Below are 18,305 nucleotides of genomic sequence, written 5' to 3'. Positions count from 1 at the left end.
CAGCCACATGAGGCCGGCAAATCGGGCGGGCGGCGATGCACACCGCCTAAATCATCGCTCGTCAACCATCAAACCTGCCGCAGTAAAGCTGCGATCGGTCATCAGGGACATCAACCGCATGAGGAGATTTAGATCGAGACTCCGGGAACCCATTGTCACCGATCCGCGATGTAAATGCATTTCATCCAAAAAATCGATTTCACCAATCGTGCTCTCGCAATCATACCTCATGATGTCGGTGACAACTTCCCAAATTGTCGCAGCGAAAAGCGGGGGTGCTGCCACTCGATGCATTTGATTGATTGCCGCCTATGCCCCTGTGGCAAGACCAGATTGGACGTCACCAAGATGCATGTGAGCCACACCGGGAGATCGAAAATGCGAACCGAACTGCAATGGATCGGATCAAGTGTTCGATTGGCCAGCACTGCTCTTCTTCGTCTATTCCGGCTGCCAAGGTTTACGTGCAAGCCGGACTTTTCAATTTCGCTCGGGTCACGTTCGGGATGACGTGCTCAGTGGTTTTGGCATGACTTGAGAAGAGGGGATGAAATGCGAACGCTACTGGTTGATCATGAGACGGAGCCAGCGCGTGTTGTACACCAGGCGCTCTCCGATTGTGGTTTTGCCGTTGACATGGCGTGCACGCTCGACGAGGCAGCCGCCGCCTTTGGTTGTGCCCGCTATGACATTCTCCTCCTCGAGTTGATTCTACCGGATGGAGACGGTTTGGAATGGCTGAAGCAGTTGAGGCGCGACGGGTATTCGATGCCCGCGGTGATGATGAGCAGCTTTAACGAGCTCGGTAGGCGGATCGCGATTTTCAATGGCGGTGCGGACGACTTCCTGCCCAAACCCGTGTCTCCTGATGAACTCATTGCCCGGATGCGCGCCGCTCTGCGCCGAGCAACGCAAATGACGTCGCCCGTGGTTACTTTTGGAAACTTAAGATTCGATCCCATCGGTCGGCAAGCATCCGTCAATGGTCGGCCGCTGAAGATTGCGCGCCGCGAAGTGTGCATTCTTGAACATTTGCTCAGCCGCGCAGGGCGCACCGTGGCGCGCGCGGCATTGGAAGATGGCCTCTACGCATTTGACAACGAGGTCTCGACCAACGCGCTTGAGGTCGGGATCTATCGTTTACGCGGTCATTTGAGTCAGTCCGGTGCAACGCTACGGATCAAGACCGCGCGCGGGATCGGCTACATTCTTGAATTGAAATCCGCGGCGTCGGCCGCGTAGTCAATCGAACTTGAAAGAAAAGACCATCTTGAACGTCATTATTGATAAGCATGCTGGCGCCAATGGTGGACCGATCGTTGCCAACGCCTTCTCGTCGAACTTTCTGCCTTATCTATCGCATCTTTTGTGCGCGGTCGTACTGCTATCCCCACTTACTGCCGTAGCTCAGATCAAGCGCGATGATGGAGGTGGGGCGCCGCGTGCAGTCCCTGATAGCATCAGCGGGACGCTGAACCTTTCTTCTTCGCTCGGTAAGACAATTCATCTGCCCGCGCCGGCCGCGAGTATCTTTGTCGCAGATCCTACGATAGCGGATTATCAGGCGCCGTCGAACAAGACCATCTTCGTCTTTGGCAAGAAATCGGGACGAACCAGCCTGTTCGCACTGAACGAGAACGGGGAGGCTCTTGCTGAGCTACGCGTTGTCGTCTCGCAGCCGATCGAGGATCTGCGTGCCACGCTGAAAGCCCAGGTCGGCGACTATCCGATCCAAGTCAGCTATACCCCACGCGGCGCCATCCTTAGCGGTACGGCGCCCAATGCTGAGATCGTCGACAGCGCGGTGAAAGTCACTGAGCAGTTTCTCGGTTCGGGTGCACTCGTCCTTAATAAGATCCAGGTGGCTGGATCCTTGCAGGTCAATTTGAGCGTGCGCGTGGCGGAGGTCTCCCGGAGCGCCATGAAGGAGCTCGGAGTCAACCTCTCCGCTTTCGGTCAAGCTGGTCCTTTCACCCTCGGCTTGGTCAGTGGTAGCGGTGGGGGTAACGGCGCGGCGCAGGGCGGCGGTACGGCAAGGATTGGATTGAACGCCGGCGGTGTCAACGTCAGCGCTGTACTCGATGCACTGGCAAGCGAACACCTTGCTTCCGTCCTTGCTGAACCGAACCTCACGGCAATGTCCGGTGAACCCGCAAGCTTCCTGGCCGGCGGCGAATTTCCTATTCCGGTCTTGCAGGACAATCGGCAGGTCTCCGTCGAGTTCCGCCACTTCGGCGTCAGCCTGGAGTTCGTACCGACCGTTCTTAGCAATAATCAGATCAATATCCGCGTGAAGCCTGAAGTCAGTGAACTATCGTCACAAGGCGCTGTCACCGTCAACGGCATCTCCGTGCCGGCTCTCTCCACCCGACGTGCCAATACGGTCGTCGAACTCGCAAGCGGCCAAAGCTTTGCAATCGGAGGGCTAATCCGGCGCAACTTCAACACTGATATCACGACTTTTCCTTGGCTCGGCGACATACCGATTCTTGGTGTGCTGTTTCGCTCGTCCCAGTTTCAGCGGGAGGAGACGGAGCTCGTGATTATCGTGACGCCTTACGTTGTGCGGCCAAGATCGAACACGAAGCCGATGAGTGCCCCCACCGACCGCATCGCACCGCCCTCAGATCTAGCGCGAAGTCTGACGAACCATTTGGCAACTCGGCCGCCCGGTCGCGGTGCTCCCGCCACCAGCGTACCGAGCGCGACTAGGGGCGCCGGCGACAACACCGAATGAGGATCAGCCAATGACCTTTCGCATCGTATGCCCCCTGATCGCTCTGGCGGCGGGTCTAGCCGGCTGCACAAGCAGTGCACCGACCTATGTCGAGCCGGCTGCGCAAGCGACCCTGGTTCGAGAGGAGAAGAACGTTTTGCTGTTACAGAGCCTTCGAGGGGCCGGACGGCAGCGCCTGCGGGAGTTCATAGCAAGTACCAGTCGCGGTCGGCGTGACGCGCTCCATCTCAATATCGCCGGCCCGCCTCAGCTCGGAGCTCAGATAGCCAGTGAAGCCCGCGCAATGGGCGTTGCCGCTTACAATATCCGCCTGTACGGCCCACTCATCACCCAGCGCGATCGCCTTGCCGCGCGAATCGAGGCGATTACGTATGAGGCGCACCCTCCCGTCTGTCCGTCGATGTCGATCGTCGGTCCTTCCGTGAACGACAATTCTTTCGACCCGACACTTGGCTGCTCGATCCGCAACAACCTTGCTATCATGGTCAACGATCCCGGTGACTTGATTGACAATGCGGCCGTCATGCCGAGCGACGGCAATCGTGCGGCGATCCCCGTTGCCACATACAAGAGCTTCGCGACGGGCAATAACAGCAACTTGGGACAGGCAGCTAACAACAAGTCGCCATCAGATCTTTCGTCAGCCGGTACTACGGCCGGACAGCCGTCACAATAGCGACGACGTCCTTCTGCAATGCGATCTCATTCACAATATGATCTAGACTTGACCGGCGGCAAGGAGAGCTCTTGCGACAGACTCGAAATACTGGGTTGGAATGGGGTTACCAAGCTTGGCGCTGCGGATCAGCTCACGGACCACGGCGTGGTCATTAGCAATAGTGAGATGAAGGGCCCGCGCCTCATCAAAGAGCCTTGAAGCGGTTTCTCCCTCGCCGCGGCAAACCACGACAGGCACGCCGGTTTCGCCGCGAACGTAGCGTACCCCGACCAGCATCTCCTGCCCGGTCAAGATCAAGGTTGCCCGATTCACCCCGAGCGGAGCCTCGCGCGCCTGCTCCCTCCGGAGACGACGGTGTTCCCGTTTCACTTCCGGGTTACCTTGCTGTTCCTTGGACTCCCGCTTTGCCTCGCTCTCGGTCATGCGCATGTTGCGCAAAAACAACCAGCGTTGGATGAGAAGATCGATCAATCCACCGATGAGAAAGGCACCGCAGGCGATCCCGATCAACAGTTTGACTTCCATGAAGACGAAGCCGAAGCAGCCCATGCCGCAAGCCGGCAGATAGACCAGTGTCTTCCACGCGCCGACAACAACGACGAAGAAGATCGCACCGAGGCCGAGGGCCTTGAGCAGGGTCTTCCCAAGCTCGACGAGGGAACGCATGGAAGCGATGCGCTTCAATCCTTGAATGGGATCAACGTTCTCGAATTTCAGCTTTACCGGCTCGAAGGAGAAGATCATTCCACCATTGGCCAAGACTGTCGTCAGAATTGCCCCGACGACAATAGTGGCGAGGAACGGGCCAACGATTCCCAGAGCGAGTTCGGGCAAGACGCCCATTGCCAGCTGGACCGCAACATCGAACGGCTTATCCAGCAGCTTATCAGTTAGCATGAGCGCTTGATGGCACTTGTCCTGGATGGAACTGGCTTCCAACCAGAGATAGCCGAGACCTCCGCAAACGCTGACGGCTCTCACTAAATCGGTGCTGTGCGCAACCTGTCCTCTCTTGCGCGCATCCTTTAGCTTCTTGTCGGAGGGGGGGAGCGTTTTCTCTTCGCTCGTATCGCTCATTTAAGTTGCCTTTCGATCCTCTCCAACTCGCGGCTCGACTGGTTGATCTCCGATTGCATGTATTCGATGAGATAAACGGTGTAGGTGACCATGACGATCGCAAAGCCGATATTCTTGATCGTCAAAGACAGGTCCTTCGGGTTGAATTGCGGCGCAAAGCGTTGGAGTAACATCGCTGATATATCGACAAGCAACAGGAAAGCCACCACAGGCCCAGAGACCAAAATTGTGGTACGTATGATGCCGTCGATCACGCCGAACAATTCAATGGTTCCTTGCACGCTCACCGTGGGCCGGAACTGGTACACTGGCAAGATCAGATAGCTGCCATAAAGTACGCTGATCATGGTCTGCAGGCCGCCCGATACGACGAAGATGGTGATCGCCGTGATACCGAGAAACAGTCCGGTCGCCGAAGCCTGACTGCGTGTCGCCGGATCGGCGGGCGCGACCACGCTGGTGATGCCTCGTTGGGTGTCGATGATTTCCCCGACAGCCTGGAGGCTCCATAGCGGGATGCTGAGCAGGGCACCGATCACCAGGCCGACACACGCCTCCTTCAAACCCAGTAGCGTGATCCAGACCAGACGTGTGTCCGGATCTAGCGTTTTCAAGCCATCGCCGATTTGCGCCAAGTACGGTAGTTCGATCGCAACGGCCACGCAGCCGCGGATCAGTCCGCCAATCTGCGAACGCGTAAATACAGGAAGGACCAGCATGATGCCCGCGGGACGGGCTGCACCAAGGCCGGCAGCAACGACGAGTTCGATGGCCGCCTGGATCAGGCTTTGCGTCTCGGCGCTTGACAAGTCAGACATCGCGACGACTGCTAGTAACTCGCCGTGAGTCCGGGAAACTCAGTGAAGATCTGCTTGGCTTGTTCGATAAGCGGGGCGCTCAGCACCGGAGAAAACAGAGCGATAACCGCAACGACGACGAGAAGCTTCACAGTCAGAGGCAACGTCTGGTCCTGGAGCTGCGTTGCCGCCTGGAGGATGCCGATGATGGTTTCGGCAACCGCCGCTGCAATGAGTGGAGGCAGAACCCAGATCATGAAAAGCACGAGCGATCGGCTCATGTGGGCGAGAATAGTTGTGTCGTCCATGCTCAACCTCCCGGTGTTGTGTAGCTCAGCACCAGCCCGTGCATGAGACGCGACCAGCCATCGATCGCCACGAATAGAAAGAGCTTGAATGGGACAGAAATCACTGTCGGAGATACCATTGACATGCCCATGGCCATCAGGATTGTCGTTACGATCAGATCGATCGTGATAAAAGGCAGATAGAGCAAAAACCCAATTTCGAAGGCGCGCTTGAGTTCTGAGATGAGAAAAGACGGGACGAGAATGACAAAATCATCAGCTGTGGCTTTGCCGCGCATCTCCTCTGGCCAGACACGTTCGGTCGAAGACAGGAAGAAGCCTCGCTGATCTTCATTGGTGAACTTCTTGAGATAGCCTCGCAGCGGCTCCTGTCCCTCTTTCGCAGCACTTAACCAATCCTCGAGCGTCTGATAGCGGAGCTGCAGATCGGCGATTCGATTATAGCTCTGCTCAAAGACGGGGGCGCTGGTGAAGGCGGTGAGGATCAATGCCGCGCCGTACAAAACGATGTTCGGTGGTATCGACTGGGTCCCAAGAGCATTGCGAACGAGGAAAAGAACGACAGACACCTTTATGAACGCCGTGGTCGTGACGACCGCGAAGAGCAACAAGCCGAGCCCGGCCGTGACGGCAAGAAGCGCCAGGATTGCTGGTTGAACGTCAGTCATGGCCCGCTAACCTGCCACGGAGCCTGATGCCGAGTTCGTCCCCGATACGTACTATGTCACCCGTGCCGATACGTCGGCCGTTTGCAAGGATCTCAACCGGGCCGTCGACCGGCCGGCCAAGTTCGAACACATGTCCTTCCCCGACGCTCCTCAATGCTCCCAGCGTGATCGGCCAGCGGCCGCATTCGAAGACGAGGTTGACCTCGATGTCGTCGAGGTCGGCTTCCGAGGGCGGATGCTGCGGTTCGGGTGGTGTTGTCATAAGTGCGTTCTCCAGAGGTCGCGGTACCGACCGAAATGGTCCCCGCAGGATCAGGCGGTTGCCGGCGACATCTGCCATGGTCCATAGCCGGCCCGCAGTGAGGGTGATCTCACCACGGGCAAATGGCATTACGTCTGGCAATAGTGCGTCGCCTGCATTCGTTTTGCGAAGAAGCGAGGCCGTAGCGCGGAGCGCCCCCATTTCTCCTGCAACTATGATGGGAAGCTTTTTGGAAAGCTTGCGCGTTTCTCGCGGCAATTGGCCGAAGAGCTCGCCTAAAGCCTGGAACGCCGGCGGTATCGCTCCATCAAGAGGCGAGAAAAGAAACAGGCGACCTTTGCTGCTGACCGGACCGTAGATAATGCCAAATTCAATATAAGGCCCTGTGGTTTCGGCCTTTCGAACACGGAGCAGTTGCAGCCCCTGCTGAATCTGATTCTCCAGAGGAGCCAGCAGCGGTTCGAGTGCAAGTTCGAGAACGAGCGAACGACTTGGTTCGGAAGGCAACGCTAGGCCGCTCTGTACTGCCGAGAGTAGCGCCTCGGCAAGTGCATGGGGTATCGACAAAACGATCGCTTCATCTCCGACGCCCCAAACGCAGTCGAGCATCGATATAGCGGAAGGTTCCACCTGCCAGACAAGTCGTTCCAATCGCACCGATAGCGGCTTACCGCCAAGGCTCGTCTGCAAAGGCGTGCTGGGTCCGGCGATGCTATTGAGCCACGAGACAAATGTATGGGTCAGAATGAGTGATGGCTCGTAGGTCGTGTATTCGTCCGCAGGATCTGCAGGAGGCACGTCTACAAGACGGCACGTTTGCGATGCAAGAGAACTAGCGCTCATCAGATTGAACCGTCTGCCACTTTGTGGGGCAAAGCCCGCCCATAGCGAAGCGAGACCTCATCATCGGCCTCTATCTCGGCTGTAACCTCCGCATGGGTATCGACCGCCCGCCGGACGTCGGTCTCGATTTGTCGCCATTTGTCAGTCGCCGCGGAACATTTGGCCCAGTGCGCCCGCCCTTCGGATGCCGCTGTCTCGGCCTGCTTTTGAGCGCTACGCGCGTCCTCAAGCGCCTGGCGTTTCGACGTGACCTCAGTTGAGAGCCTCTCAAGGATGAGTTCGCGACGATCGAGTTCAACAACAGAAACGGTATCGAGCGATGTCAGCTGCTCGTAAACCTCCACTTCCGCCTGTGCGCGACGTTCTTCTGCAATTGCAAGTTCTCGCCCTGCGCGCTCCGCGGCCAAGGCCTTGATGCGGCATTTAGCCTCCATATTGGACAACTCAGTCCGAGCACTGCGCTCACGTATTTCCTTTACGTGCCGCAATCTCGAAGCGTGAATGCAACTCATGCGGTCAGACGGCACATCCATGTGACGGTTTCTTCAAAACTGGAGGCATCGTTTTCGCCCTGGCGCAAGAACTTGCGCAGGTCATCGATAGAGGCGATAGCCCGGTCCGTCAGCGGATCGCTGCCTTGCTGGTATTCGCCGACCTTGACCAAAAATTCGGACTCTGCGTGGCGTGAGAGCAGATCGCGGAAGAAGGATGCTGCATTGCGATGCGGCGCAGATACCACGGCATCCATGACGCGGCTGCGGCTCGACAGCACATCGATAGCGGGGAATTGCGCGCGCGCCGCGATAGAGCGTGACAGAACGATATGACCATCGAGAATGCCGCGCGTTTCCTCAGCGATTGGATCGCCCGTACCCTCACCTTCTACAAGCACGGTATAGAAGGCTGTAATTGAGCCGCGTTCATCCATGCCCGCACGCTCCAGCAAACCCGGCAGCATGGCAAAGACAGAGGGAGGAAAGCCCCGCCGGGTTGGTGGCTCACCTGCAGCAAGCCCGATTTCGCGCATCGCGCGGCTAAAACGCGTCAATGAATCCATCATCAGAACGACGCGCAGGCCTTGTTCGCGAAAATACTCGGCGAGCGCGGTTGCCATATAGGCACATTGCGCCCGCTCCATCGCCGAGCGATCGGAGGTCTCAACGACGACGACCGTGCGGCGAAGGGCTGCCTCCCCTAGATGCCGCTCGATGAATTCACGCACCTCTCGCCCACGCTCGCCTATCAGCGCAACCACGGTCACGTCGGCGATCGCGCCCTTTACGATCTGTGCCAATAAGGTCGACTTGCCGCAACCAGGCTCCCCATATATGCCGATGCGCTGGCCCTCGCCGCATGTCAGAAGACCGTCCAAGACACGGACGCCGAGTGGCAATGGCCGCTCAATGATGCGCCTCGTCATTGGGTTTGGAGCTTGGCCGCGCAGCGGACGAGTTTCTGTGGCCTTGACTGCGCCCTTGCCATCGAGAGGACGGCCAAAGCTGTCGATCACCCGGCCAAGCAGATCGGGCCCGACCGGCACTTCATGCATTCGTCCGGTCGCGACGACTTCTGCGCGGCTGGACACGCCCAGCAAGTCCCCAATCGGCGTCAGCAACACGCCATCCGGCAATAGACCAATCACCTCGGCCTCAAGCGAGAATCCGGTGCGCGGATCCTGCACGACACAAAGCTCTCCAACACGCGCATCCGGCAAGACTGCATGGAGGAGCGTGCCGATCGCGCGCGTGATCCGTCCGCGTACGGCACGCGTGTCGACATGTCTTGCTGTCGATCGCAGACGCGATAGCGCCGCGTGCATGCTTCCCTCGCCATCGGGATTGTCATGGTTTGCTCCCCGCGCTGTCACAGTTCGCCTGCCTCAGGAGGTAAGCCAAGCCCACGACGCAGCGCGCGGAGCTGTGCGGCAAGTCCGAGATCGACATTGCCGAACTCGCTCCGCAGCACGCATTCATGCGAGGGCAGCGCCGGATCCGGAACAATTCGAACGGTCGGCCGGCCCTCCCGTCCGTCGCACGCGGCGAATTCGCGCGCAAGTGCATCGGCATTTAGGGGCGACACATGAAGAGAAAGTTCGGCTCCGCCATATTTTCGCAGGATCGCGTGACGAACCGTTCTCACCAACATCTCGCCGGGATCGAAGGCGCCCAGCAGATCAGTTACGATCTCCATCACGAGCTGCGGCAACTCCTCCTCTAGAGCAGCGTTTCTCCGTGCCACTTCCGAGGTCGCCTGCGCGACCAGTTGCGCCATTTCCTCGGCGCCGGCCGTCACCCCCTCGGCACGGCCGCGCGCTCGCTCCAGCTGATAAGCTCTGCGCGCCCAGCCGCGAACGCGCTGCAGATGCCGCTCTGCTGCGGCTCGCGCATCCACGGCCTTCTGCCAGATTTCGAGATCCCTCGCTTCTATGAGCGGGCCAAGCGGCCGCATGTGCGGAGCTAAGGGCGGCGCGGAATCGTCGGCTGTCATAACACCTGGCCTTCCGTCGCCAAATGGGCCAAAACCAAGGAAAACAATCGGCCTGCGGCTTCGCGATGTTCGTTTGCTGGATGGTCGGCGGTAGTTCCGACTGCTAAGCGTAGAAGCACGCGGCTGCGGTCAGGCGCTGACACTTCGTCGAGCCAGGCGCCGAGACAGGCATGCCCATCGTCATCAATCTCTTGCGCGAGTTGTTGTGGATCGGCAATGACGCTGGTTGAAACCGCATGCGCGGCATGTCGGATACCGAAAGCCTGCACTTCCGCACCGACGCGCCCGATCAGCACGGCGACATCCTGCTTTGAGATCAGCTTTATCAGCGAACGGGCATGCCAAATACTGCCGGCGAGCAGAGCGGCCCGCTTCGGATCATGTCCGCGCAGAAGGTCCGGGCCCGAGACGGGTCCGTTCAGGTCCACTTCATCGTCAAGCAGCAACCCTGCCATCCTTGTCTGCAACCTAGGGCTCTTCTGCAGCTGTACCAACGTCGCAGCCGATAGGTTCGCATCAAGTCGTGCGGCAAGGCGGGTCGGATGAATCGAGGCAGCGAGCTCGCCAACACTTACCGATGGTGATGAACGACGCCGCTCGGCGGACGACTTCGATGGCTCCATGGCGAACGCTACCCTAGCCCGCATTAGGGTTAATCGCTTTGCGCACGACCTCTATAGCGGAGGCCGCCGAACGTCCGCCAACGGCGGCTACTTTGGAAGATGATTGCCTGCGCTGGCGTACACGAGCGCTCAGCAAAACGTAAGACAGCACGCCGAATACCGACCCGCCGAGACCCGCTCCAACTGCAAGCAATGGCATTGAAATCAATCCAGGCGCTTGAGCGAATGCAGCCACCGGCGCAGGCCGCTGTTCGAGCGCAGGCCGCTCGACCGACACAAACACCACGGCCACCTTGTCGTAGGATAAGCCCTCGATGCTGTTGGCAACGAGCATCTTAATCTGCGGCAGCAAGATTGAGAGATCGGCCTTGGAGTCATGCCGGATGAAAACCGACGCCGAAGATGGCGTGGCGTCCCGTCGCAACAGGTCGTTCTTGGGCAGAACAACATGGACGCGCGCTGACAGAACACCGTCGATATCGCTGATCGTGCGCGACAACTCCTCGCTCAGGGCATAAACGTAACGGGCGCGCTCCTCGGTCGGCGAAGCAATCAGGCCCGCGGCATTGAACACTTCGCCGAGACTCTTGAAAGAGTGGCGCGGTAGGCCTTCGGCATTCAGCAGGTCGATCGAAAGGGCAATCTGGCTCTGTTCGACCTGGATCGTGCTGGTCCCGTCCTTGGCCGCAACACGGACCGAATCGACCCCATTCTTAAGGAGCACCGCAAGCATCTCATTCGCCTCACGCTCCTGTACTTTGGTGTAGAGATCAGCTTTGCAACCAATAAGGGGGAGAAGGAGCGGCAGCAGAGCCAGGCCGCGAAACCACTTGTTGAATGGGCGACCATGACCGCTTTCGCGACGGATTGAACCAGTCATTCGCCCCGCTCAGCCCGCCGATATCAGTTTGTTCAGTGATGAACTGATACTGCCAATGCCGTTCGAAATCAGCGTAACCTGGATGACGCTGTCAGAAACATCCTTCAGATTCGTCATCATTGCCTCGAAGTTATCTACGCTGTGAGGGGCGCTCGACAGACGTGTTTCCGCCGCGCCCGGTTGCCGCAAAAGGGGCTGCGACGCCGGCCCAGGCTCTACAGCCTTCGGAAGAGCGGCCCCACCGCCGGCCGCGACGTGAGGAACTGCATTGACCCGATACAGCGAGGAAAGATTCTGGAGGATGCGCTCGCCCAGGGAACTGGCCTGTGTTGTTGTTCGCCAAACTTCGGATGTCGGGGGAACAGGCGCTACCTCTGTCACTGGAGGCGTAACGTCTTGAAACGAAGCCGCCTGCAAAAGGCTCTGCTGGAACTGGACCTGCTCGCAGACCGCTGTTGGCGTGCAGGTCTTGGACAGACCTTCGGTAAGAGTGGGTGAAATGGGCGCAGCGCCTAACATCATCATGGAGGGACCTTGCTCTCTTCGAGACGTGATAAGACCGGCCGTTCAAGACCCATTAACAGCCCAATGTCCTAGGGAGGCGAGCTGACGACAAGCTGACGAGTTCACCCCGTCCAGCGTCATCTAAAGATCACGTTTGGTCTCCAAGTTTGCGTGACTTCACTCCCGTTGGCTAAGTCAAAGAAAGCGTGAATGCTCATGCGATCCATGATCCTGTGCGTTTTGAACGCAGTTCTGTGTGTCGGGGTTGTCATTACGACCGGAATACAGGTGGCGCTCGGCGCTCCCCTGTCGCTGCCCTCGACGCCTTATCACTATTTAGTTGTGGATCAGGAGCTTCCTGCCGCGCTGCAAGAATTCGGCAACAACCTCAATATCAGAGTCAGCATCAGCGCCGAGGTGAAGGGTCGGATTCGCGGGCGCATGCCGGATCTGGCACCGCGCGAATTCCTCGACCATCTGACGAGCCTGTACAATCTTCAGTGGTACTACGATGGACTCGTGCTTTACGTGTCTGCCGCAAAGGAAGCGCAAACTCGTCTGCTTCTACTGGGGCCGATCAGCTTCGACGCGTTCACGGCGGCCATCGATGAGCTCAACATCTCCGACGAGCGCTACATCATGAGACCGGCGCCCGGAAATGGCCTGGTCCTGGCGTCCGGTCCACCCCGCTTCATTGCACTCGTGGATGAGACGCTCAATGGGCTGGTTGCGCAGGCGCAAGCGCGACCACGCGCTGTCGAGACGCCGCCGCGGGACTCTGTGCTGATGTTATTTCGCGGTTCCTCTATGATGATCATTCGGGATGGACGACCGGAAGGCCCCTATTCTTTCGACAGCCCGCGCTAGGACGGCCTCATGCCCGCGCATGCGCTAGGCCAGAGATGATTAAGGGCTAGTTGTCGAACTCCTACAGCGCACTCCATAAGGAGAGGACGTCGAATTCGCGCGGTACGGCAGCCTCGATCTCGTCCACGAACTTGCGGAACTCGGCGGTGTGTGGCGCCCGTAGCACTTGCCAATGACCAGTCCGGCCGCAATATCGAGGGCGGCGAACAGCGATGTGGTGCCATGCCTTTTGTAGTCATGGCTCCTTCGGGCCGCCTGGCCGGCACGCATCGGCAGCATCGGCTGGCTGTGGTCCAAGCGTCTGAGTTTGGGAATTCCCATCCACACACAGAACGATGGCGTACTCCCGCGGTGAGACGTAGAGGCCCACGACATCGCGCACTTTGGCCACAAAGTTCGGGTCGGTAACGTCTCCATCCAGTGCGGTAGAGCCCGAAGGTCCGCCAGATACGCTGCTCGTCGATACCGACAGGCCGCTAGTCTTCGCCATGTCGCGGGGGCTCCAATGAGTGGCATTCTCAGGACAACTCTCCAACGTCCTCACGATCACGGCGTCGATGCTGGCGTCGTCAATCGTGCGCGGCGCGCCGGAACGCGGCTCGTCGCGCAGCCCGGCCACACGCTGCTCCATAAAACGCCGCCGTCACTTGCCTACGGTCTGCCGGCCCAGCCCGAGCTTGGCCGCCACTTCCGTGTTCTGACTACCTACCGCACAGGTCAGAACGATCCGGGCTCTCAGAGCCGGCGCCTGCGCCGTCTTCCGCCGCATCGTCAGCGACGTCAGTTCGGCCCGCTCATCATCGCTCAATATCAGGGGGGCAAGTTGCTGGACCGCCATTGGACACTCGGTGGCTGTTTGCGTCCATCCTTGGCATAGCAACGCGTCTCTGTGATTGCGAAGTTGTGGCTCGGGACATTAGAGGCTCTCTTATGTGCGTCCCCGTTGAAGACCAGTACGTTGCGGCAACAGGTCGGGCCTGCCGTTCCTAGCCGCCATCATGCCTAAAAAACGGCAGAACCTTGCGATCTTCTTCTCTGACGATGTCTGTAAGTAGCTCAAGCTGCTTGGCCAACCCTGCAAAGCTCTTCGAGATGTTAATCAGAGCGCTCAATCGCTTTGGCGAAATGTCACCTGCTCCTGCCAGAGCCTTATAGTGACTTGAGAAATCACGACATTCGTCAGCTGTCAGCATGGTCGGATAACCTGATGTCTATGGATGCGCCAGCCACCTTGGATGGCGCCTGCGTTATTTTGCTCGTCGCTTAGCGGCCTCAAGAATTGCTCTCAATCCAAGCTCAATCAGGTGGATTGAAAGGATCATCTACCATGTCGCAGTCAAAGCACCTGAAGATCGGTGCGTGCCTGCTGCTTAATCCAGAAACTGAGTCAACGGCTTTCCACACCTCGGACAAGGCTCGCGCCTGACGTCCATGGGCTTCTGTCCGCTATCTTTTTCGTAGTGTGTCCGCAGCAATCGCCGTGCCAGAAAACCGGGCAAAAGTCGTGCCTCACCGAGTTTGCGATTGCAGGTGTCCGCACTCTCTCGTCAGGTGGCGTACATTTCGGACTAAATCGTACACGAACGAATACAACAACGAGGCTACCAAGAAACTCTCATCGAGGTCGCGGATTATTGCAGGACCACACAAGCGAACCGCCGAGACTCACAAGATTGGTAGGCAATTCTGGCTTGAGGCTGACGCAAGGCCATGTTGTAGTGTCCCTTGAAGAGTATGCTCGACCGGATGATGCGATTTGGATTTGCAGACCTCGTCAGCCAACTGAATCTCCTTCGATGCGCCTGCGCACCTGCCTGAACGACCAGGCCAGTACGGCGTGGCTATGTGACAAGATCGATGCCTCGATCCACGAAGCGCTGCGCGAGATCCGAGCGTTTGCTTATCTGCTGCACCCGCAGAATCTGACCGTCGATGGTCTGAAGGCGACGATCGAACGCTATTCGCGGGGATTTGGCGCGCGGACATCCCTGCACGTCACGACCAGGTTTTCGTCGGATATCGATCGCTTGTCGCGTGACAAGGAGCACTCGGTGCTCCGGGTCATCCAGGAGGCTCTCACGAACGTCTTTCGTCATGCGAAGGCGACGGAGGAGAGAATCGCCGTCGCCTCGAACGGCTGCCATTTTCAACTGACGGTCAGCGACAACGGGCAGGGCTTTCCGCCTGACCGTGCGAGATCCGGACGAAGGCCGTGATGGGCGTTGGGATTCCAAGCGGGCCAGATTGCAGCAGATCGGAGGCACGCTTCATATCCAGTCCGACTCGACCGCGCGCCACTCCGGCACCACATTGCTGGCGGTGTTCCCGCGTGATTTCGTCGAGAGCGAACGTAACAGGAAGGCCACAACCCTCGTGAGGGCCCACGCAGGCACATCGTGAGAGAAGAAAACTGATCACCGGGGCAGGCCGCCGTCGCCTTTTCGCGCTTGGCGTTTTGGGCTGCCGCCGTGTCAAGGAACTTTGGAGTGCTCTGCCATGAAACGGTTTCTGATCGCGGACGATCACGAGGCAGTGCGATCGGGCCTGCGGGCCGTGCTTGAACAACGGGCGGATTGGGAGGTGGTCGCCGAAGCGAATGACGGCAGCAAGGCCGTTGCCGCTGCAATCGCCAACCAACCTCACGTCGCCATCGTCGATTTTTCCATGCCACGCATGACCGGGGTGGAAGTCGCAAGGCGGATCAGGGAATACCCGCTCCAGACCGAAGTGCTGATCTTCACGGTTCACAATTCCTGCCTGCTCGCGCAGGAGGCGTTCCAGGCAGGTGCGCGCGCCTTCCTGCTGAAGTCCGACGCCAACAAGCTGCTGCTGGCGGCGGTCGAGGCGCTTCTGGCGCACAAGCCGTTCTGTACCAGAAGCTGTCAGAACGAACTGGATCGCGGGCTGATCCCCGGCACGGACAACAGGCAGGCGCTCACCCCGCGGGAACAGCTCGTCGTCAAGCTGGTTGCGGAGGGCTATAGCAACAAGGGCATCAGCTCCATGCTGGACCTCAGCGTCAAGACGACGGAAGCGCACCGGTCGGCCGCGATGCGCAAACTCGACGTGAACTCGACAGCCGGACTGGTCCGCTACGCGGTGCGGGCGGGGCTGATCGAGGTATGAGGCCCGAGGTATGAGGCCCTTGAGTACAATCGCCGAGGGATTTCAGGGTTTTGTGGGATAACCCGCCTTACAGTGGCCGGTATGATCGCTGGATCTTTCTGCCGGTCGCCTCCATCGATCGCCCGATGGGCTCGCGGGCCGGCATACGGGAACGACGTCGTGAAGAGCATCGTGATTGCGGATGATCATGAAGTCGTGCGCTCCGGGTTGCGGGCGATTGTCGAAACCCGCTCCAACTGGATCGTCAGCGGAGAGGCCACCAATGGCGAGCAGGCGGTCGCATTGGCGTTGGAGACGCGGCCCGATACCGTGATCGTCGACTATTCGATGCCGCTCATGAACGGACTGGAGGTCAGCCGTCGTCTGAAGGCGCTGCATGTGCGCACGGAAGTGCTGATCCTGACGATGCACGAGAATGAGGAGCTGCTGACCGAAGCCATCCTGGTGGGAGTCCGCGGGTTCCTGTTCAAGTCGGATGCCAGGAACCACCTGATTTCCGCCATCGAGGCGCTGCTCGACGGTAGGCCTTACTTCACCGGCCTGCTGCTGGAGAAGCTACTCCACGACTATCAGCTCAACAAGCAGAACAAGTCGGCCATGCTGCTCACGTCGCGCGAGCAGAGCGTGGTTCAGCTCATTGCCGAAGGACATACCAACAGGTCCATCAGCACCATCCTGAAGCTGAGCGTGAAGACGGTCGAGACGCATCGCGCATCGGCGATACGCAAGCTCGGGATGTCGTCGACGGCTGAGCTGGTTCGCTATGCCATTCGCAAGCGACTGGTTGCCCCGTGATGCGCGACCTGCGGAGAAGCCGCATCTCGATGATGGTGCCTCTGGCAGTGCGATCAGCAGCCTCGACAGATCGACAGCTTGCTGTCGAGGGCGCTCTCTTCGCGTGTGGGCCCAAGGTCGCTTGCGAGAGATGGATCCTCGCTCCGGCGCGCCATAATGAGGTCCTCCCCGCCAGACAGATCCAGCAGATCAAGGCAATTGCAACTGCAGCGGCGAGCTCGAGGTTGCGCCCGAGCGCGGGCCATTAGCAATCTTCCCGCCATTCACCAAGTCAAGCGAGATGGAGAGCGATACACGAAGCTCCAGCATCTGTTCTTGCAGATCAATATGTCGCGGCAACAGGGGCACCCCAGCGATAGTTCACGCGGACCATACCGATGTCGACGTCCTGACCAATACGGGCCGTTCCTGCAAAAGCACCCACCGGAACACCCACTATTCCGGTTGAAAAGAAGTCCACGTCCCGATGGCCCAGGAACAAGTGATCGTACTCCACGCCGACAGACCAGTTCGAAGCGAAGCCAAATTCAAGGCCCGCACCGACCGCTCCGCCCCAGCGGGTTTCGCTACCGTTGTTGAGGGTGAGCCCGGTCGCAAAATCGTAGACACGGTATTTGTCCCGGACAACCGCAGCGCCGCCTTTTACATAGACAAGCACATTATTCCAAGCGTAGCCAACTTGGCCCGTCATCAGGCCGAATGCATCGAGTTTGGTTTCGTCTTGGACGCCTGCGAAAGCGAGATTCGCGTTGGAGCCCTTGAAATTGGCCCAGTTGCCCTGCGCCTCCAGGCCGAACACCGAGTTCGCTATCTGCCAGCGGTAGCCGATCTGACCGCCGACGGTCCCTCCGGTCGCATTCTGGCACCCCATTGCGAGGGGCGGAGCGATGACGACACCGCCGGCATTGACCACGTCCCAGCACTGATGGGCCGAGCCGCCGCCGCCATTGAGGCCGACGTAGAAGCCAGCCCAATCGTAGATCGGAATGACGGCAGAGGGCGCTTTGGTGTAGGGCCGTGGGGCTAGATCAGCGGCAGTGGCAGGAGCGGTCAGAGCAATGATGACCATGCCCAGCAGGACTTTTCTCATTCTTCTTACCCAGTTTCGAATTCCCTAACAGCTTTGTCGCGCACGAGTGCCATGCGTCTATCGTCTCCATCAAGTGCTAACGTTGGTAGTTGACTGGACCTTCCCTGAGAGGTCGTGTCGAAGGACGAAAGTGCATGCCGGGCCGGTAGCTACTGGCCGGTAGCGATGCTGTCTGCCGACTGCCGATTAAGCGGCCAAAAGGGCCGATTGGATACCGTTGCCGAGTGCAATGCACTTCCCGAAGGCGTAGCTTCTTTGCGCGAGAATGCTCGCTTCAAAGCTTCGAAGCTCTCTCCGAGACGGGCTGATATCCATTGCTGATATCCATTATTGCAAGCGACGTGCTGAAAAAGGCGGCCTAGCAATCGCGCGCATACTGATCGTGTTTATCGCCCTATGCAGTTTAGCGAGAGACCGGACGCCCGCTATCGGGCGGAGTTGCTCCTTCAAGCCTCCAGAGGGGGGTAATAGCGCCAAGTAGCTCAGCTTGGCACCGCTTCAACGTGGCGACTACCAATCCGTCTCCTTAGAATGAGGTGCTGCACGTTCGCCCAAATGAGGC

Annotated in this window: 22 protein-coding genes; 8 read left to right on the top strand and 14 right to left on the bottom strand. The window is 58.8% G+C overall.

Annotation, left to right across the window (positions count from 1 at the left end; translation table 11 throughout):
* Positions 1 to 552: 552 nt before the first annotated feature.
* Genes KUF59_RS06585 through KUF59_RS06575 form a run of 3 tightly spaced genes read left to right on the top strand, consistent with a single transcriptional unit; the run spans position 553 to position 3,413 of the window.
* Positions 553 to 1,242 carry a response regulator transcription factor gene (locus KUF59_RS06585; RefSeq protein ID WP_258768925.1) on the top strand — a complete coding sequence of 230 codons (690 nt, stop codon included), beginning with the start codon at positions 553 to 555 and terminating at the stop codon, positions 1,240 to 1,242.
* A gap of 28 nt (positions 1,243 to 1,270) precedes the next feature.
* Positions 1,271 to 2,737, top strand: coding sequence for a type II and III secretion system protein family protein (locus KUF59_RS06580; protein WP_408918072.1), 1,467 nt, complete (start codon positions 1,271 to 1,273; stop codon positions 2,735 to 2,737).
* 10 nt (positions 2,738 to 2,747) lie between these two features.
* Positions 2,748 to 3,413 carry a CpaD family pilus assembly lipoprotein gene (locus tag KUF59_RS06575; protein WP_258768923.1) on the top strand — a complete coding sequence of 222 codons (666 nt, stop codon included), beginning with the start codon at positions 2,748 to 2,750 and terminating at the stop codon, positions 3,411 to 3,413.
* 42 nt (positions 3,414 to 3,455) lie between these two features.
* Here the strand turns inward: KUF59_RS06575 and KUF59_RS06570 are convergent, their stop codons facing one another.
* The 11 genes from KUF59_RS06570 to KUF59_RS06520 all read right to left on the bottom strand — a co-directional run bounded on the left by KUF59_RS06570 (position 3,456) and on the right by KUF59_RS06520 (position 11,886).
* Positions 3,456 to 4,493 (bottom strand): EscU/YscU/HrcU family type III secretion system export apparatus switch protein, encoded by a 1,038-nt coding sequence (locus tag KUF59_RS06570; protein WP_258768921.1) that lies wholly within the window; start codon positions 4,491 to 4,493, stop codon positions 3,456 to 3,458.
* On the bottom strand, positions 4,490 to 5,311 hold the full coding sequence (gene sctT / locus KUF59_RS06565) for a type III secretion system export apparatus subunit SctT (RefSeq protein WP_258768919.1): 822 nt from the start codon (positions 5,309 to 5,311) through the stop codon (positions 4,490 to 4,492). Before sctT ends, KUF59_RS06570 begins: the two co-directional genes overlap by 4 nt.
* Positions 5,312 to 5,322: 11 nt before the next feature.
* On the bottom strand, positions 5,323 to 5,598 hold the full coding sequence (locus KUF59_RS06560) for an EscS/YscS/HrcS family type III secretion system export apparatus protein (protein WP_258768918.1): 276 nt from the start codon (positions 5,596 to 5,598) through the stop codon (positions 5,323 to 5,325).
* A 2-nt stretch (positions 5,599 to 5,600) separates the two neighbouring features.
* Positions 5,601 to 6,266, bottom strand: a complete 666-nt coding sequence (gene sctR, locus KUF59_RS06555; RefSeq protein WP_258768917.1) for a type III secretion system export apparatus subunit SctR — start codon at positions 6,264 to 6,266, stop codon at positions 5,601 to 5,603.
* Positions 6,259 to 7,137, bottom strand: a complete 879-nt coding sequence (sctQ, locus tag KUF59_RS06550) for a type III secretion system cytoplasmic ring protein SctQ (protein WP_309500936.1) — start codon at positions 7,135 to 7,137, stop codon at positions 6,259 to 6,261. The genes sctR and sctQ overlap by 8 nt, the downstream gene beginning before the upstream one ends.
* A 233-nt stretch (positions 7,138 to 7,370) precedes the next feature.
* Entirely contained in the window at positions 7,371 to 7,904 is a 534-nt protein-coding gene (locus KUF59_RS06545) for an efflux RND transporter periplasmic adaptor subunit (protein ID WP_258768907.1), read from the bottom strand.
* Entirely contained in the window at positions 7,880 to 9,190 is a 1,311-nt protein-coding gene (sctN, locus tag KUF59_RS06540) for a type III secretion system ATPase SctN (RefSeq protein WP_258768905.1), read from the bottom strand. The genes KUF59_RS06545 and sctN overlap by 25 nt, the downstream gene beginning before the upstream one ends.
* A gap of 44 nt (positions 9,191 to 9,234) precedes the next feature.
* Positions 9,235 to 9,858, bottom strand: coding sequence for a type III secretion system stator protein SctL (gene sctL / locus KUF59_RS06535; protein WP_258768901.1), 624 nt, complete (start codon positions 9,856 to 9,858; stop codon positions 9,235 to 9,237).
* Positions 9,855 to 10,313: a nodulation protein NolU gene (locus KUF59_RS06530; RefSeq protein WP_309500935.1), complete on the bottom strand. Its 459-nt coding sequence runs from the start codon at positions 10,311 to 10,313 to the stop codon at positions 9,855 to 9,857. The genes sctL and KUF59_RS06530 overlap by 4 nt, the downstream gene beginning before the upstream one ends.
* A gap of 181 nt (positions 10,314 to 10,494) precedes the next feature.
* Positions 10,495 to 11,361, bottom strand: a complete 867-nt coding sequence (sctJ, locus tag KUF59_RS06525) for a type III secretion system inner membrane ring lipoprotein SctJ (RefSeq protein ID WP_258768897.1) — start codon at positions 11,359 to 11,361, stop codon at positions 10,495 to 10,497.
* Between the two features lie 9 nt (positions 11,362 to 11,370).
* Positions 11,371 to 11,886 carry a nodulation protein NolB gene (locus KUF59_RS06520; RefSeq protein WP_258768891.1) on the bottom strand — a complete coding sequence of 172 codons (516 nt, stop codon included), beginning with the start codon at positions 11,884 to 11,886 and terminating at the stop codon, positions 11,371 to 11,373.
* Between the two features lie 189 nt (positions 11,887 to 12,075).
* On the opposite strand from KUF59_RS06520, the gene KUF59_RS06515 reads away from it, so the two are divergent.
* Positions 12,076 to 12,732 (top strand): nodulation protein NolW, encoded by a 657-nt coding sequence (locus KUF59_RS06515; protein WP_258768889.1) that lies wholly within the window; start codon positions 12,076 to 12,078, stop codon positions 12,730 to 12,732.
* Positions 12,733 to 12,967: 235 nt separating this feature from the next.
* Here KUF59_RS06515 and KUF59_RS44245 read toward each other — a convergent pair whose 3' ends face one another.
* A complete protein-coding gene (locus tag KUF59_RS44245; protein WP_408918071.1) occupies positions 12,968 to 13,351 on the bottom strand; it encodes a hypothetical protein in 384 nt (127 codons plus the stop codon).
* Here KUF59_RS44245 and KUF59_RS06510 point away from each other — a divergent pair.
* Positions 13,238 to 13,609: a hypothetical protein gene (locus tag KUF59_RS06510; protein WP_258768887.1), complete on the top strand. Its 372-nt coding sequence runs from the start codon at positions 13,238 to 13,240 to the stop codon at positions 13,607 to 13,609. The genes KUF59_RS44245 and KUF59_RS06510 overlap by 114 nt on opposite strands.
* Before the next feature lie 109 nt (positions 13,610 to 13,718).
* Here the strand turns inward: KUF59_RS06510 and KUF59_RS06505 are convergent, their stop codons facing one another.
* Positions 13,719 to 13,925 carry a hypothetical protein gene (locus KUF59_RS06505; RefSeq protein WP_258768885.1) on the bottom strand — a complete coding sequence of 69 codons (207 nt, stop codon included), beginning with the start codon at positions 13,923 to 13,925 and terminating at the stop codon, positions 13,719 to 13,721.
* A gap of 525 nt (positions 13,926 to 14,450) precedes the next feature.
* Here KUF59_RS06505 and KUF59_RS06500 point away from each other — a divergent pair.
* The 3 genes from KUF59_RS06500 to KUF59_RS06490 all read left to right on the top strand — a co-directional run bounded on the left by KUF59_RS06500 (position 14,451) and on the right by KUF59_RS06490 (position 16,653).
* Positions 14,451 to 14,948 (top strand): sensor histidine kinase, encoded by a 498-nt coding sequence (locus tag KUF59_RS06500; protein ID WP_258768883.1) that lies wholly within the window; start codon positions 14,451 to 14,453, stop codon positions 14,946 to 14,948.
* A gap of 280 nt (positions 14,949 to 15,228) precedes the next feature.
* Entirely contained in the window at positions 15,229 to 15,858 is a 630-nt protein-coding gene (locus KUF59_RS06495; RefSeq protein ID WP_258768882.1) for a response regulator, read from the top strand.
* Positions 15,859 to 16,017: 159 nt separating this feature from the next.
* Positions 16,018 to 16,653 (top strand): response regulator transcription factor, encoded by a 636-nt coding sequence (locus KUF59_RS06490; RefSeq protein ID WP_258768880.1) that lies wholly within the window; start codon positions 16,018 to 16,020, stop codon positions 16,651 to 16,653.
* A gap of 322 nt (positions 16,654 to 16,975) precedes the next feature.
* On the opposite strand, the gene KUF59_RS06485 is transcribed toward KUF59_RS06490, so the two are convergent.
* Entirely contained in the window at positions 16,976 to 17,743 is a 768-nt protein-coding gene (locus KUF59_RS06485; protein WP_258768878.1) for an outer membrane protein, read from the bottom strand.
* Positions 17,744 to 18,305: the final 562 nt, after the last annotated feature.

Source organism: Bradyrhizobium arachidis, from assembly GCF_024758505.1.
GTDB classification, from domain to species: Bacteria; Pseudomonadota; Alphaproteobacteria; order Rhizobiales; family Xanthobacteraceae; genus Bradyrhizobium; species Bradyrhizobium manausense_C.
This window is presented reverse-complemented; position numbering and strand designations above follow the sequence as displayed.

What these genes read in the sequence shown, in the direction of transcription:
- sctQ (WP_309500936.1), bottom strand. Translation starts at nt 7,137, where the DNA reads ATGCTCGACTGCGTTTGGGGCGTCGGAGATGAAGCGATCGTTTTGTCG.
- sctT (WP_258768919.1), bottom strand. Translation starts at nt 5,311, where the DNA reads ATGTCTGACTTGTCAAGCGCCGAGACGCAAAGCCTGATCCAGGCGGCC.
- KUF59_RS06495 (WP_258768882.1), top strand. Translation starts at nt 15,229, where the DNA reads ATGAAACGGTTTCTGATCGCGGACGATCACGAGGCAGTGCGATCGGGC.
- sctR (WP_258768917.1), bottom strand. Translation starts at nt 6,266, where the DNA reads ATGACTGACGTTCAACCAGCAATCCTGGCGCTTCTTGCCGTCACGGCC.
- KUF59_RS06485 (WP_258768878.1), bottom strand. Translation starts at nt 17,743, where the DNA reads ATGAGAAAAGTCCTGCTGGGCATGGTCATCATTGCTCTGACCGCTCCT.
- sctN (WP_258768905.1), bottom strand. Translation starts at nt 9,190, where the DNA reads ATGCACGCGGCGCTATCGCGTCTGCGATCGACAGCAAGACATGTCGAC.
- sctJ (WP_258768897.1), bottom strand. Translation starts at nt 11,361, where the DNA reads ATGACTGGTTCAATCCGTCGCGAAAGCGGTCATGGTCGCCCATTCAAC.
- KUF59_RS06515 (WP_258768889.1), top strand. Translation starts at nt 12,076, where the DNA reads ATGCTCATGCGATCCATGATCCTGTGCGTTTTGAACGCAGTTCTGTGT.
- KUF59_RS06575 (WP_258768923.1), top strand. Translation starts at nt 2,748, where the DNA reads ATGACCTTTCGCATCGTATGCCCCCTGATCGCTCTGGCGGCGGGTCTA.
- sctL (WP_258768901.1), bottom strand. Translation starts at nt 9,858, where the DNA reads ATGACAGCCGACGATTCCGCGCCGCCCTTAGCTCCGCACATGCGGCCG.
- KUF59_RS06505 (WP_258768885.1), bottom strand. Translation starts at nt 13,925, where the DNA reads ATGCTGACAGCTGACGAATGTCGTGATTTCTCAAGTCACTATAAGGCT.
- KUF59_RS06585 (WP_258768925.1), top strand. Translation starts at nt 553, where the DNA reads ATGCGAACGCTACTGGTTGATCATGAGACGGAGCCAGCGCGTGTTGTA.
- KUF59_RS06560 (WP_258768918.1), bottom strand. Translation starts at nt 5,598, where the DNA reads ATGGACGACACAACTATTCTCGCCCACATGAGCCGATCGCTCGTGCTT.
- KUF59_RS06530 (WP_309500935.1), bottom strand. Translation starts at nt 10,313, where the DNA reads ATGGCAGGGTTGCTGCTTGACGATGAAGTGGACCTGAACGGACCCGTC.
- KUF59_RS06520 (WP_258768891.1), bottom strand. Translation starts at nt 11,886, where the DNA reads ATGATGATGTTAGGCGCTGCGCCCATTTCACCCACTCTTACCGAAGGT.
- KUF59_RS06570 (WP_258768921.1), bottom strand. Translation starts at nt 4,493, where the DNA reads ATGAGCGATACGAGCGAAGAGAAAACGCTCCCCCCCTCCGACAAGAAG.
- KUF59_RS06510 (WP_258768887.1), top strand. Translation starts at nt 13,238, where the DNA reads ATGAGTGGCATTCTCAGGACAACTCTCCAACGTCCTCACGATCACGGC.
- KUF59_RS06545 (WP_258768907.1), bottom strand. Translation starts at nt 7,904, where the DNA reads ATGGATGTGCCGTCTGACCGCATGAGTTGCATTCACGCTTCGAGATTG.